Genomic DNA, 15,175 nt, shown 5'->3' on the forward strand with positions numbered 1-15,175 from the left:
TTCTTACTCTATCATCTCATCTGCCTCACCCACTTGGATAAGACCTTGTTCAGCTAATTTTTGCACCACTTCAACAACTTTTCTTTGTGCTTCTTCCACATCTTTTACACGCACAGCACCCAAAAAGCCCATCTCTTCAACAAAAGCTTCAGCAGCACGCGTAGACATATTTGCCATAAATTTTTGTTTTAAATCTTCGCTTGCCCCTTTTAAACCTATCATCAAATCACGCTTATCAGCAGCTTTTAGAACTTCTCTTATTGCATTAGTGCTAAGTTGAGAAATATCATCAAATGTAAACATTAAATCTTTAATGGTAGTTGCAAGTTTTTCATCACTTTGCTCGATATAAGTAAGAGTTGTCTTAGAAGCTTTTTGTCCTAGGCGGTTGAGCACTTCAGCAACTGCTCTTGGACCACCAACTTCAACTTTATAAGAGGTAAGACTTTCAAGTTTGCTTTCAAGCACAGCAGATACTCTTTTGATAATTGATGGTGAAATATCTCCAAGATTTGCCATTCTAATTACAACTTCAGCTCTTAATTCATCGCTAAAATATTCTAAAGTTTCAGCAGCTTGAGTAGTATCCATATGTGCTAAAATCAAAGCAATAGTTTGAGGATGCTCTTTGATGATGAAATCTGCAAGTTGTTGAGGCTTGATTTGAGAAAGATAAGCAAAATTTTGATTATTTTCCATACTTTTGGTAAGTTTTTCCAAAATTTTACCTGCAATCTCAGGACCAAAAGTTCTAAATAGAATTTCTTTTGCATATTCCAAACCACCACTTTTAAGGTATTGGTTAGATTGAAGTAAGGTGTAAAATTCTTCAAGAACTGCAGTAGCAACAGGCTTATCTACATTTTTTGCTAAAGCAATATAACGAGAAATTTCAGTAATAACATTAATATCCATATGAGAAAATAAAACCGTAGTTACATCTTCTCCAAGCTGAATCAAAAATATAGCGACCTTTTCTGGCATAGAAAGGTCATCATAGACCATTTTTTGTTCTTCACTGAGCTTTATCATTAGATATCCTTCTCACCAAATTCTGCATCATTTTCAACGAGCTTTTGCAAAAGTAAAGCAACCTCTTCACTTTTTTCATTTGCAACCCCTCTTAGTTTTTCAAGCAATACATCATATTGCAATGCATCCTCATCAAAACTATCACCAAAACCAAGTTGCTCTTCGACCTTTTTACGCGCAGCATTGAATTTTTCAATAGCATCTTCAGCATCATCGATAACTTGGCCATCTTTGCCTTCCATTTCTTCTTCAAGTTTGATATCTGCAAGCATTTTTTGTGAAAATGGCACGATAACTTTTTTGTAAAAAATGAAAAGTAAAATCGCTGCAAAAACATACTTAACAGGTGGAATGAATGGTTCAACAAATCTATTATAAAATGTTTGGACTTTATCTTCAACCTTAGCAGTTTTGTGAAATTCTAAATTATCTACTTCGACTGCATCACCCCTTGCAAGATTAAATCCTATAGCACCTTTAGTTAAATTTTCAATTGATTGAATTTCTCTTTCGCTTAAAGGAACATACTCATTAGTAATATTACCTTGATCATCAGTAATAACCTTGTACTTACCATCTACCACAACCGCAGCTGAAATTCTTTTAATGGTTGCAAATTGTTTAGTCGTATTGGTAACTTTTTTTGAAATCTCATTATTAGTCGTAGTTTGTTTTTTACTATAAACTTCGCGTGCTCCATTATCATCTAAACCTTCTACTGGGCCTATATTTGAAACAGCTCCTGGCACACCTTGAATTTCTTTTTCTTTAAAACCTTCTCTGTGCTCTTCTAAAGTTTGTTCACCGCGTATAACTGTATTTGGATCAAAAACTTCACTTTGTGATTGTTCTTTAGAAAAATCATAATCAATACTAACCTTAGCAACAACTCTATCATAACCGCCTGCAAAAGGAGCAATAGCTGCTATAATTTTTTGCTCTAACTCATATTCTTGATCTCTTTTGTATTTAATCTGAGCTGCGATCAAATCATCTGCAAAACCTTCTTCATCATCAAGGGGAATACCTTTTTGATCGGTAATTTTTACATTTTCAGGAGTAAGTTTTGTAACTGAAGAAGAAATTAAATTTTTAATCCCCATAATTTGTTTTTTATTAAGCTTTAAACCATCTTTTACAGTCAAGGTAACTGAAGCCGTTGGTGGAACTTGTTGTTGGGTAAAAAGTGTATCTTTTGCAAAAGCAATATGCACGGTTGCACTATGAATAGGCTCTAAACTTTCTATAGTTCTAGCAAGTTCACCTTCTAAGGCTCGTTGGTATTTTACTTTTTGCTCTGCTTCTGTTGCACCAAATTCTTGCTTGTCAAAAAGCTCAAAACCTACTTTATTATCTTTTGGTAATAATCCAGCCGAAGCTACTGCTAAACGCTGTTTATAAACTTGATCATTTGGAACTAAGATAGTTCCTTCATTACGCAAAACATATGGAACGCCATTTTTTTCAAGCTGAGCTACAATCATCGCTGAATCACTAGTATTTGCATTTTCAAACAATACTGAATATCCAGCATCATTAGCTGCACTTGAACCACTTCTAAATAGAGTTAAAAAAACTAAAAATCCAACTACAACCACGATAGATGCGGCAATAATAATGCGTTGTCTTAAACTTAAATTTTGATAAAGCTGACCAACTTGGTGCAGCATAGTTTTATAATCCATCTAATCCCTATAAGTTAAAAAATTTTAGAAAATTCTTCAAAAAATCTTGAATTTTCGTATTCTGTGCCTATGCTTATACGCACAGCATTTAAACCATAACTTTGTAAATTTCTTATTATTATACCTTTTTTAAGCAATTTTTCAGATAAATCTGTGCTATTTTTTTCATCAAAAAAATATGTAATAAAATTTGTATAGCTTTCTATATATGAAATTTTATTTTTTTTAGCAAAATCTTCAAAGAATTTCATTTGTAAAAAATTATTTTTTAAAGTTTTAAAAATAAATTCTTCATCATTTAAAGCAGCGTATGCAGCTTTAAGGCTTAAATTAGTGACATTAAAAGGTGCTCTTAATTTATAAAAAGCATCAATGATTTCTTTACAAGCTACACCATAGCCAATTCTCATACCACCTAAGCCATAAAGCTTTGAAAAAGTTCCTAGATAAACAACATTAATAAATTTATTAATGAGCTCTTGTGGATTAATATGTTTGTTTTTATCCTTAAAACTTGCAAATTCATTATATGCCCCATCAATTACAATCAAACAATCCTCATCAATTTTTTCTATAAATTCAAACACTTGTGTTTTATCTAAACATTCTCCTAAAGGATTATTAGGCAAGCATAAAAAAATCACTTTGATATCATTTTTGTATTTTTTATAAAGCTCATATAGTTCATCTATATCATGAATAAGACTTTGAGTTTTATAAACTTTTACGCCTAGCTGCTTTGCATATATTTCATACATTGCAAAACTAACACCACATTGCAAATAAGCTTTACTATGATCAAGCTTAGCATGGATGGCATATTCTATGATTTGATCGCTACCACTACCTATAATGATATTTTCTTTTTGAACCTTAAATTTGTCTGCTAAAGCTTGTTTTAACTCACTCATAGTATCATCAGGATAAAGATATGCTAAATGAGCATTGTTTATGATTGCCTCTTTGGCTTTTGGACTTACTCCATAAGGATTTTCATTGCTTGCTAGTTTGATAACTTCTTTTAAACCAAATTCTTTCGCAATCAACTCTATATCTTTTCCACTCTCGTAGGTTTTAATATTTTTTAAAAAAGGATTAAATTCCATCATCTTCTCCTGATAAATATGAACCTAACCATTGGATATAATCAGCCTTTTTGATTACCCTTTGAACATTTTCATCATCAATGTGTCCTTCAAAGTCTATATAAAAACTATGGATAAATTCTCTTGTTTTGATAGGACGAGATTCTAATTTTGTAAGATTAATCCCTTCTTTTTTAAATTCATAAAGTAAATCACTAAGTCCTCCTGGCTTATGCGCAGTATGAGCTAAAATAGAAGTTTTACAATTAGTCATTTTAGGAAGTGTTATATCGCTAAGTATTAAAAATCTTGTGCGATTTGCTAAATTATCTTCAATCCTTTCAAATAAAACTGGAACATTATAAAGCTTAGCTGCTATTTTTGAACAAATTGCAGCTGATTGTGTATCTTGCGAAGCTAAATAGGCAGCATTGGCTGTTGATTTACTTGCGATAAATTCCACCTCATTTAAATCATGACTTTCCAAAAAATTTTTACATTGGTTGTAACCTTGCGGATGAGAGTAAATCCTTTTAATTTCTTTTAAATTTTCACTCATACTTATAAAAGAATGATGTATATCCATATAAAGTTCAGCAAAAATTTTCACCTCTTCATATTTACCTAAACAATCAAGCGTAACCCCAACTGCACCTGCTGTATTATTTTCTATAGGGACAACTCCATATTTTGCTTCTTTATGAGAAAGTTCTTTAAAAACATCTTCAATAGTTGCTAAAGCATTATAACGACTCATAGCTCCAAAACGACTTCTAGCAGCTTGATGAGTATAACTCCCTTCAGGCCCTAAATATGCAATACTTTGAGGCATTTCTAAATTTCTTGAAACAGCAAAAATTTCTTGATAAATTGCTTCGATTGCATTTTGATCTAATAAACCATGATTATTATTTTTCAATCGATTTATAATCGCTCTTTCTCGCTCAGGTCTATAAATATGTCCGCCTATATTTTGCTTAATTTCCCCTATATTTTTTACATAAAGCATTCTTTCATTAAGCAAATTTAAAATTTTATCATCTATACTATCAACTTTTAAGCGTAATGTTTCTATCTCTTTCATTTAAACCTCGATATATAATAATCTTTAATGCTATCATATACAAAATTTAATTTAGAAGTATCTATACCTTTTGTATTTGAAATTTTACCGCTTAAAACTAATGCTGTTTGCATACCTAGTTCATAAGCTCCAAGCAAATCTCCTTTATAATCATCACTGATTATCAACACATCTTTAAATTCCACATCAAGCTTTTGCATTTTTAATAATTTTAAAGCACTATAGTAAAAAGCCTTACTTGGTTTTCCTATGACAGTATAGTCAAACTCATAACTATTTTTTAACATAGCCATGATGCTACCAACACCTGGGTAAAGATGATTATTTTTTTTATAAATACTACCCTCATGCATAGCAATAGCTTTAATACCATTTTTTACATACTCAATCATTTTAGCAAAATCTTGAAATTTAAAATCATCATAACTTGCTACCAAAAAAGCTTGTGGATTATTAAAATCAAGCTCATAGCCTAATTCTTCCAAGCTTTGTAAAAATTCCTTTGCTCCAAAAGCTGCGATTTTACATGGTTTTAAATAATCTTTTAAAACACAAAAAGGATCAATATAGCAATCTTTTTTAATCTCAAAACCTAAATTTTGCAAATCATTTAAAAAATGAATTTTTTTAGTATTATTGGTAATGATAACATAGGCAATATTCTTATCATTTAAGGCTTTGATTAAATCCAAAGATCCTTGGATAGGACTTTTATTAGCATCTGATATTAAAGTTCCTTGAACATCTAAAAAAAGCATTTTAATCCTTTAAAAATTCAAGCTCCAAAGCGATTTGATCTTCATAACTTTCTCTTTTTCTAATCATCCTAACTTTACCATTTTCATAGGCTAATTCACAAACTTTATTTCTAGTATTATAATTACTACTCATGCTAAAACCATAAGCACCTGCACTTTTTACTATAATCAAATCTCCAGACTTGGTACTTGGCAATTTTCTATTTTTTGCTAAAAAATCTCCACTTTCACAAATTCCACCCACTATATCACAAAAACTTTCATTTTCATGACTTTGGGCTAAAAGTTTTATCTCATGATAAGCTTCATATAAGCTTGGACGCAACAAATCATTCATCGCCCCATCTACCACTACAAAACGCTTTGAGCTATTAAATTTTTCATATAAAACCTTTGTTACAAATTCTCCCGCATTTGCAACCAAAAATCTTCCAGGCTCCATACCAATACACACATCAAGACCTTGCAAACTAGCTAAAATTCCTTGTGCATAATCATATAAATTTGGCTCTTGTTCGTCTTTATAACAAACTCCAAGACCACCACCTATATCAAAAAATTTAAGATTTATTTTCAACGCCAAAAGCTCTTTGACTAATTTTGCTACAATATTGGAAGCCTCGTGGATACTACTAATATCAAGAATTTGTGAGCCTATATGAAAATGCACTCCAACTGGCTCTAAAAATTTGGAATTTTTAGCATAAATATACATTTTTTTAGCATTTTCTATATCAACGCCAAATTTATTTTCATGTAAACCTGTAGAAATATAAGGATGGGTTTTTGCATCTACATTCGGATTTACTCTTATACTAATTCTTGCAGTTTTTTGAATTTTACTTGCAATTTGTTCTAGTAAAAGCATTTCAGCTTCACTTTCAAGATTAACATAAAGTATATTTTCCTTTAATGCATACTCAAGCTCATCAGCACTTTTACCCACTCCACTAAAAATAATCTTATATTTTTTAGCTCCTGCTTTTAAAGCTCTATAAATTTCTCCAGCACTTACACAATCAAATCCACTATCTAAAGAAGCCAAAAATTTCAAAACACTTAAATTAGAATTTGCTTTTACTGCATAAAAAATTTGAGATTTTCTTGCCCTAAAAGCATCTTTTAGCATATAAAAACGACTTTTAATTTTGTCAAAATCATAAAGATAAAATGGAGTTTTATACTGCTTTGCTAATTCATAATAATCCATAAACAACCTTTTTTGTATTTATCTATTTTTAAAATAATAAAAACTACCTATCATCATTAAAATAAATATTGGTAACATTATACCAAGCTCTGGAGGTAAAATCTCATTTTCACTTAATCTAGTAAGCAAAAATAACATCCCCCAAATTCCAAGCACAAATATAAAAAATACAAAAGCTAAAAAAGCAAGATTAAAAAATCTTGCAGTAATTGGAAAATAATAATAAATAATTAACATCAAAAAAGGAGCAAAAAATGGAATCAAAACTAAAGAATACAAGCTAGTTCTAAGAGCATTAGTAGAAATATTTTGTTTAGAAAATATCAAAATACTCTCTAAAGCATCACTAATAGAATAAGAAGGATCACTTTCTACTAAAGAAATTCGCTCTAAAATTTTAGGAGAAAAATCTTGCAACCCTTGGATGCTTTGAAAATCTTCTATCTTTAAACCTTCTTTAGAAACTATTAATTGCTCTGGAATGGTTATAGACTTAACTTCATTTAAATTCCAAAATTTTCCTTCAAATTGTGCGTTTTTTGCTTGTAAAAGTTGTTTGATATTTAAATCATTTATATCAAAAATTTTTACATTATATAAAGAATTAGCACTTGTTTTTTCTATATAAATAAATTTTTCATTGTATTTGATTAAAACATCACCACCTTCTTTAGACACAACACCTCTTTTGACTATATTACTTTTATATTCATTTGCATAAGCAAAAGGAGTAAAATTTAACCCAACATAAACAAAACAAAAAAACAAAGCCCATATAAATGGATAAAAAATCACTTGATTTTTACTTAAACCTAAAGCATATAAACTAACAAATTCGTTAGATCTTATCATATTAAAAATACATAAAATCAATGCAAAAATTATAGCAAGAGGTAAAATATAAGAAATAGCTGAGCAAGTTAAAAAAAAGATATAAAGCAATTCCAAATTAGCACTTTTTGGAATTTTATTAAAATTCACTAAAAAATCAATTGCTACAAAAAAAAATGTCAAAGAAAAAAATAATATAAAAAAAGATTTTAAATACAAAGACGAAATATAACGAAAAAAAATCATCATTTAGCTTTTTAAAGAATATTTTGAAGCAATTTGCTCTATATTAGACTCTAAAAGCTCAAACAAAGCTTTTTTAGAATGCTTTAAAACTTTATCTAAACTTTCTTTTTCATCGGCTTTAAATTTGCCTAAAACATGAGAGATAACATCTATATTTTTTCCAACACCAATACGAATTCTTTCATAGTTATTAGAACATAATTGATCAATACTCTTAAGTCCATTATGACCTCCACTTGATCCACCTTTTTTAAATTTTAATGCTCCTAAATTTAAATCAATATCATCATGGATAACAATAATTCTTTGGCATTTATAAAAATCTTTAACAGCTCTTACGCTTTCTCCAGAAAGATTCATATAAGTAGAGGGTTTTAAAAAAAGAGTCGAAGAGCTTTTAAAAAGCTCTCCTTTAAATTTGACATTAGAAATTTTAGTAGTTTCTAAATCTTTTATGAGTAAATCAATAAGCATAAAACCGACATTGTGTCTAGTTTCTTCGTATTGTTCTCCTATATTACCAAGTCCTACGACTAAGGTCATTTTATCTTGCTTTTTCTACGCCAACTACAGCAACTCTATCAGCATCTACCATAGTTACGCCTTCAGGCACAACCACATCACGGATTAACAGCGCATCACCAACATCAAGTTTTGTTACATCAAGCTCAAAATAATTTGGTAAATTTTCCGCTGCACATTTTACTTTTAATCTTCTTTTAGATTGTATTAAAACACCTTTATTTTTAAGACCCATAGCGGTTCCAACTATCTTAACAGGAACCATGTATTTAGAAATTACACCTTTTTGGGCTACTTTTAAATCAACATGTTTTAATTCAGCAGTTACAGGATCTTTTTGATAATCAACCACAACAACATTTAATACTTTACCTGCTACTTTTACATCAAAAGCTAAAGTAGTTTTTTTACGAACTTCTTTGATAAATTCATTTACTTTAAAAGCTGCGTGTATGTTTTCTAATCCTTTTCCATAGATGTTTGCGATTAGATAACCATCTCTTTTTAAAGCTTTAGCAGCTTTTCTACCGATACTCTCTCTAACGATACCTTCTAACATCTTTTTCCTTTCTAAAAAAATAAGCTGATATTTTAGCTAAAAAACTTTATAAAGATTTTAAAATCTCTTCATAAGCTATGCAAAATTGCTCTAAACCATCATCTAATAAATTTTTACAACTCTTTTTTAATTCATCTTGTGAAATATTTGCTGATATTTTTTTCTCGATACATTCATCTTTTAAAGGCTCTTTAAAAATTAAATTTTTACCTTTAAAAGCATCTATAGCATCTAGTGGTGCTGTATTAATAGCTTTATCAAACAATAACTCTTTTATATAATAATCTTTCTCTAAATCATCACCTTTTACACCTGTGCTTGCAAATAAGGCTCTAATATTATCTTCATTTTGTTTGATGATGTATTTATAAGCTTTTGTTGCAGTTAAAATACCTATACGATTTTTATCTACAACTTGATTATTTAAAAGTCTGTCAAAACGACTTACAAAAATACTAATAACCGCTTGTGGTTCTTTTCTACCTGCAATATTATTTTTTCTAAATTCTTTTAGTCCCAAATTTAAAGCTTCAAAACATTTTTGAGTTTGTTCAAAATCAAAAATCAAAGTAGCATTAACACTAATGCCATTTTTCATTAATTCTTGCATAACCTCATAAGAAGCTTCTGTAGCAGGAATTTTTATCATGACATTATCTTTTGAAATTTGAGTATACAATCTTTTTGCTTCAGCTAAAGACAAACTAGTATTATCTTTTAATCTTGGATCAATTTCAATGCTAATAAAACCATCATTATTTTCATAAAAATTTAAAGAAAGTTTATCAGCAGCTTTTTTAATATCTTCAATAGCTAAGCGCTCATACAAAGATTTTTTATCTTTTATATTATAAGTTTTAATTTTTTCTTTATAAATACTTGAATTTAAAATAGCATTTTTAAAAATAGCTGGATTTGAAGTAGCACCATTGATTATATTTTGAGTGATTAAATCCATAAATTGATGATCTAAAAACTCATTTTCTATAAAATCACACCATAAAGAAAATTTTTTCATTTTACAACCTTTTTTATTTCTGTTAAATCTTTTTTATCAATACAAAAATCTGCATGTGATTTTAAAATTTTTTTAGCACAAAATGCTATTTTTAAACCACATTCATTAAACATAGCTATATCATTAGCTCCATCACCTACGCACATTAGTTCTTGCGTGTTTAAATTTAAAATTGTTTTTAAATTTTGTAATATTTTGCCTTTAGAGTCATTAAACATAACTTCACCGCCAACTTTCCCACTTAAAATACCATCTTTATGGTGTAAAAAATTAGCAAATGCTAAATCAAAATGAAGTCTTTTTCGCACCATTTTAATCCCCTCATGAAAACCGCCACTTAAAACAATGATTTTTATATTTTGTGATTTTAAATATTCAAAAAGTTCTATAGCGCCATTCATCAGTGGTAAATTTTCAAAACATTTTTGCACTTGATTTAAAGGCATTCCTTTGAGTAAAGCTACTCTTTCTAATAAGCTTTCAAAAAAATCAATTTCGCCATTCATAGCTTTATCGGTAATGCTTTTTATAGCATCACCGACATTATAAGCTTTTGCTAGTATATCAATACTTTCTGCGTCTATTAAAGTAGAGTCAAAATCAAAAGCACAAAGCTTTATCATTAAAACTCACGCTTTAATAAAGCTTCAGCTTTTAGTATAGTAAGGATATTTTCTTCTCTTTTACCTATACCAAAAATCATTCCTTTTTCTTTTAATAAAGTTTCAGGTGGCGGATCAATTCTGCTTCTATGAATTTTGATAGCTTCTGTTAATCTATCAATCACAAATCCAGCATTACCCGCAGGGATTTGATTATCATTTGCAATGCCCTTTAAAACTATATATCTAGTTTGAGGAGTCATTTTTAAACTTCCTTGGTTAAATCTTTTCGCAAGATCAATTAAAGGAATAACATTTCCCCTCATATTAAACACACCTAAAACATAATCAGGAACACTTGGAACCCTAGTATATTCTATAGGTTTAATAATTTCTTGGATATTAAGAATTGGAATAGCATATTCTTCATCTCCAACAACAAATCCAACAAGCTGAATAATATCCTCTTCTTTATCAATATCAGGTTCTGCAATTTGTGCTTGTTGTTTTTGCAAAACCTGGTTTAATTTATCATTCATCTTCTTATCCTAGTTTTAAATTTTTTCTAACAACATTTTCTAAGTACTCTGGAGAATAAGGCTTGGTGATATACTCAGTCATCCCTACTTCCACACCTCTTAAACGGTCTGATTTGCTAGTTCTTGAAGTAACTGCTACAAGTGGGAGATTTTTGTATTTAGAATATTTTCTAATCTCACCTGCTAAAGTATAACCATCCATTCTTGGCATTTCAATATCAATCAACACTGCATCAATATCATGCTCACCTGATTTAATAGTGCTTAATGCTTCAACACCATTTGTAGCTTCAATCACACTTACGCCTAGTGGTTCTAAAGATTTTTGCATGATATTTCTATCCATCTTAGAATCATCAACGATCAACACTGTGTAATCACTTGGTTTTTCTTTAGCTACTTTTTTAGCTTGAGATTCAATTTGAGCTTTGATATCTACTTTGATTTCTTTAGCTATATCCATCATTGCAGCTACATCAATAATCAATGTAACCCTACCATCTCCACGGATTGTAGCACCTGCTATACCTTGAATATTTTGTAAATACTCACCCATTGATTTAATAACAATTTCTTCTTGTCCTACTAAAGTATCTACTATGATACCAAGTTTGCTTTCTGCAACACCAATTACAACTACATAAGTTTGCTCAGTATTTTCAAGCACTTGTTTTACACCAAAAACATCTGAAAGTCTTACTAAAGATAACACTTCATCTCTTAAACGAAGTACATTTTTACCTTCAATGGTGTAAATATCATCAATTGGAACCCTAACTGTTTCAAGAACTGATGCAAGTGGAATAGCATAAAATTCTTCTTGAGTACCAACAAGTAAAGACTGAATAATAGCTAGTGTTAATGGGATTTTGAGCTTCATTACAGTACCTTTACCAAGCTCACTATCTATTTCTATAACACCATTTAATTTTTCAATATTAGTTTTAACAACATCCATTCCAACGCCACGACCTGAAACATTCGTAATCTTAGCAGCAGTTGAAAAACCTGGTTTAAAAATCAAAGCAAAAGCTTCTTTGTCTGTCATTTGATCAGCTTCGCGCTCTGTGATAAGATTTTTTTCTATTGCTTTTGATTTTAATGCATCTGCGTCAAGCCCTTTACCATCATCTGCAATCTCAACAACAATATGATTTCCCTCATTATATGCTTTAAGATTTACTGTTCCTTTTTCTGGTTTGCCATTTGCTAAACGAGTAGCAGGATCTTCTATACCATGATCACAAGAATTTCTAATCATATGCATAATAGGATCGCCTATTTCTTCAACAATAGACTTATCAAGTTCTGTTTCTTCACCTGAAATTTCAAGCTCCATTTGCTTACCAAGTTCACGACCTAAATCACGCACAACTCTTGGGAATTTGTTAAACACTTTTGCAATTGGCTGCATTCTTGTTTTCATAACTGCAAGCTGAATATCAGTAGTAACTATACTTAATTGAGATACAACTTGATTTAATTCTTCTAAGAATTTTTCACCATCATAGCGTTCTTCAACATCATCATAAATTTTTAACAAGCGGTTTTTTCCAAGAACAAGCTCTCCAATTAAATTCATCAAATGATCAAGTCTTTTTACTTCAACCCTAATCGTTTGATCCATAGTAGCACCACTACTTCCACCACCTGCTGCTGGAACTTTTTTCTCAGCTGGTGCATTTTGTGCTGGAGCTGCTTTTGGAGCGGCTGCTGGAGCGTCTTGAGTTTTTTTCTTCTCAGCGCGTCTTGCTTGATCTTCGGCTTTTCTTACTTTTAAAAGTCTTTCGATTTCTGCTTCAACCTCATCATCGCTAAGTTTATTAACATCAACTTCTGGTTGCTCTTCAACTTTAGGCTCTTCTTTAACTTCTTCTTTTTTCTCTTCAGCTTTAGCTTCTACCTTAACATCATCTAAACTTTCGCCCTCTGAAATTGCAGTTAATCTTGCACAAATTGGAGCTATATCAAGTCCTATTGCAGTATCATTTCCATTATCTCTAATAGAATTTAATAAAGTTTTCATCATATCAATAGACTCTAAAACCACATCCATAACTTCAGGGGTGATTTTTAACTCATTGTGTCTTGCTTTATTTAAAACATCTTCCATATGATGAGTAAGCTTAGTTAAAACATCAAAATTTAAAAAGCTTGAAGACCCTTTAACAGTATGTGCAACACGGAAAATTCTATTTAATAATTCTAGATCTTCAGGATTTGCTTCTAATTCAACCAAGTCATGGTCAATTTGCTCAACCAATTCAAAGGCTTCAACTAAAAAATCCTCAAGTATTTCTTGAATATCTTCCATTTTTACTCCTCACCTTTTTCATGTTTTGCTATAATGCGAGAAATTTCACCAAAGAAATCACTTGCATTAAATTTAACCAAATATCCCTCACCACCTGCTTCTTTAACACCTTTATCGCTCATAAATTCATTAGATAAAGAAGAGTTAAACACTATAGGAATATTTCTATATCTTTCATCGCTTCTAACTTTTGCTGCAAAGTGGAATCCATCCATTTGTGGCATTTCAACATCGCTCACAATGATCTTTAAATGTTTGCTTAAATCTTCGCCATAAGTGCCATAGAGTTCTTGTAATTTTTGCAAACCTTCAACACCATCTTTTGCTTCTACTACCTTTAATCCTATTTTACTTAATAGATCTTTTACAAGTTTTCTTGCAGTAGAACTATCATCAAGTGCTAAAGCAATACCATCAATTTTCTTGATTTTACTATCATCGATATCAGTTTGTGGAGCATAAATTCCTAATTCTTGAACAATGCTTTCTAAATCTAATATAAGTAAAACCTCATCACCTTCTATTTTTGTAACACCTGTAATTTTACCTTTATCTAAACTACCTGCACTTGTAGCAAAAGTAGCTGGTTCAATATTTTTCCAATTAATTCTACGAATTCTTTTAGCCTCATGAACTATAAAACCAATTAAAACATTGCTAAATTCAGTGATAATAACTCTTGGTTTTATATTAGTCATTTCTGGTTCTTGAATTTGCATCCATTTAGCAAGATTAATAACAGGAATAACCACACCACGAAGATCGAATATACCTTCAACATAATCAGGTACCCCTGGAATTTCAGTCAAAAAAGGAATTTTAATAATCTCTCTAACCTTAGAAACATTTACACCATAAATTCCCTCATAGACTTTATCGTGGCCTTGCTTAAAGATGCGAAAATCAACAAGTTCCATTTCATTTGAACCTGTTTTTACGACATTCTCATCAAACATTATGCCTCCTTAAGTTCTATTTTGTGAAATCTGATTTCTGGCTCGTATTTTACTATAAAAAAACTTTCCTTATATGCAAAAGTCGGTAAATTTAAATATTTTATCTCATTAAATTTATAAAACACATCTTGATGATAATGTCCTTCTATAATAAATTTAGTTTTATAATTTTTAATACGATTTTTAACAATTAAATCAAAATTATTAATTTTTCTAACAAGTTGTTTTTTATTTTGATTTGTTAAAATTTTTTGTGTTATCTTAAAACCACAAAGATTATTGATAAAATTTAAAAAGCAAAGTAAATGATGATTTCTCAAACTTTTTAAGCAAAACTGCAAAAATGGTTTTAGAAAAATATCCCCATGAGCTAACTCTACAAAAGTATGTGCATTATCTTCAAAGTTGCAAAGCAAGGGTTGTTTATCTATACTAAAAACTTTTACACGAGTAAAAAAATTAGCTAAATTAAAATCATGATTTCCTTCTAAATACACTATCTCAATTTTTATAGCTAATTCTTCCAAAAGCTCTACATAAGGCAATGCAAATTCATGAGTGGCCCTGACTTCATAAACTAATAAGTCAAAAATATCACCCATCAAAAAAAGCTGAGAAGTTTTAATCTTATCATTTTTTAAAGCTTGTAAAAATTCCCAAAAACCGCGTCTATTTTCATTTTCATGAGCATCAGCTATAAAAATAGCATTTTCTTTAATGATTATTTCTTGCAA

15 protein-coding genes are annotated in these 15,175 nt (G+C 30.1%); all 15 read right to left on the reverse strand.

The genetic code is table 11. The features are described 5' to 3' along the window. Positions 1 to 3: 3 nt before the first annotated feature. The 15 genes from fliG to CVOLT_RS06850 are packed head-to-tail and all read right to left on the reverse strand — an operon-like array spanning position 4 to position 15,166. Positions 4 to 1,032 (reverse strand): flagellar motor switch protein FliG, encoded by a 1,029-nt coding sequence (gene fliG, locus CVOLT_RS06780; RefSeq protein WP_039666038.1) that lies wholly within the window; start codon positions 1,030 to 1,032, stop codon positions 4 to 6. Next, positions 1,032 to 2,717, reverse strand: coding sequence for a flagellar basal-body MS-ring/collar protein FliF (gene fliF, locus CVOLT_RS06785; protein WP_039666039.1), 1,686 nt, complete (start codon positions 2,715 to 2,717; stop codon positions 1,032 to 1,034). Before fliF ends, fliG begins: the two co-directional genes overlap by 1 nt. Positions 2,718 to 2,731: 14 nt before the next feature. Further along, the gene (gene hisC / locus CVOLT_RS06790) at positions 2,732 to 3,823 is read right to left on the reverse strand and encodes a histidinol-phosphate transaminase (protein WP_039666040.1); all 1,092 of its coding nucleotides are present in this window, start codon (positions 3,821 to 3,823) and stop codon (positions 2,732 to 2,734) included. Further along, on the reverse strand, positions 3,813 to 4,886 hold the full coding sequence (locus tag CVOLT_RS06795) for a chorismate mutase / prephenate dehydratase (protein ID WP_039666041.1): 1,074 nt from the start codon (positions 4,884 to 4,886) through the stop codon (positions 3,813 to 3,815). The genes hisC and CVOLT_RS06795 overlap by 11 nt, the downstream gene beginning before the upstream one ends. Then, entirely contained in the window at positions 4,883 to 5,644 is a 762-nt protein-coding gene (locus tag CVOLT_RS06800) for an HAD-IIA family hydrolase (RefSeq protein ID WP_039666042.1), read from the reverse strand. Before CVOLT_RS06800 ends, CVOLT_RS06795 begins: the two co-directional genes overlap by 4 nt. Position 5,645: 1 nt before the next feature. Then, complete coding sequence (gene lysA, locus CVOLT_RS06805) at positions 5,646 to 6,854, reverse strand: diaminopimelate decarboxylase (RefSeq protein WP_039666043.1); 1,209 nt, start codon at positions 6,852 to 6,854, stop codon at positions 5,646 to 5,648. An 18-nt stretch (positions 6,855 to 6,872) separates the two neighbouring features. Continuing rightward, positions 6,873 to 7,934, reverse strand: a complete 1,062-nt coding sequence (locus CVOLT_RS06810; RefSeq protein ID WP_039666044.1) for an LptF/LptG family permease — start codon at positions 7,932 to 7,934, stop codon at positions 6,873 to 6,875. Continuing rightward, a complete protein-coding gene (gene pth / locus CVOLT_RS06815; protein WP_039666045.1) occupies positions 7,935 to 8,474 on the reverse strand; it encodes an aminoacyl-tRNA hydrolase in 540 nt (179 codons plus the stop codon). Position 8,475: 1 nt separating this feature from the next. Beyond that, a complete protein-coding gene (locus tag CVOLT_RS06820) occupies positions 8,476 to 9,012 on the reverse strand; it encodes a 50S ribosomal protein L25/general stress protein Ctc (protein ID WP_039666046.1) in 537 nt (178 codons plus the stop codon). Positions 9,013 to 9,058: 46 nt separating this feature from the next. Then, positions 9,059 to 10,030 (reverse strand): transaldolase, encoded by a 972-nt coding sequence (locus tag CVOLT_RS06825; RefSeq protein WP_039666047.1) that lies wholly within the window; start codon positions 10,028 to 10,030, stop codon positions 9,059 to 9,061. Next, positions 10,027 to 10,653 (reverse strand): phosphoserine phosphatase SerB, encoded by a 627-nt coding sequence (gene serB / locus CVOLT_RS06830; RefSeq protein ID WP_039666048.1) that lies wholly within the window; start codon positions 10,651 to 10,653, stop codon positions 10,027 to 10,029. The genes CVOLT_RS06825 and serB overlap by 4 nt, the downstream gene beginning before the upstream one ends. Beyond that, positions 10,653 to 11,171, reverse strand: coding sequence for a chemotaxis protein CheW (locus CVOLT_RS06835; RefSeq protein ID WP_039666049.1), 519 nt, complete (start codon positions 11,169 to 11,171; stop codon positions 10,653 to 10,655). The genes serB and CVOLT_RS06835 overlap by 1 nt, the downstream gene beginning before the upstream one ends. Positions 11,172 to 11,175: 4 nt before the next feature. Beyond that, complete coding sequence (locus CVOLT_RS06840) at positions 11,176 to 13,485, reverse strand: hybrid sensor histidine kinase/response regulator (RefSeq protein ID WP_039666050.1); 2,310 nt, start codon at positions 13,483 to 13,485, stop codon at positions 11,176 to 11,178. 2 nt (positions 13,486 to 13,487) lie between these two features. After that, the gene (locus CVOLT_RS06845) at positions 13,488 to 14,441 is read right to left on the reverse strand and encodes a chemotaxis protein (RefSeq protein WP_039666051.1); all 954 of its coding nucleotides are present in this window, start codon (positions 14,439 to 14,441) and stop codon (positions 13,488 to 13,490) included. Next, entirely contained in the window at positions 14,441 to 15,166 is a 726-nt protein-coding gene (locus CVOLT_RS06850) for a metallophosphoesterase (protein WP_235362413.1), read from the reverse strand. The genes CVOLT_RS06845 and CVOLT_RS06850 overlap by 1 nt, the downstream gene beginning before the upstream one ends. Positions 15,167 to 15,175 lie beyond the last annotated feature (9 nt).

The organism is Campylobacter volucris (genome assembly GCF_008245045.1).
Lineage (GTDB): Bacteria > Campylobacterota > Campylobacteria > Campylobacterales > Campylobacteraceae > Campylobacter_D > Campylobacter_D volucris.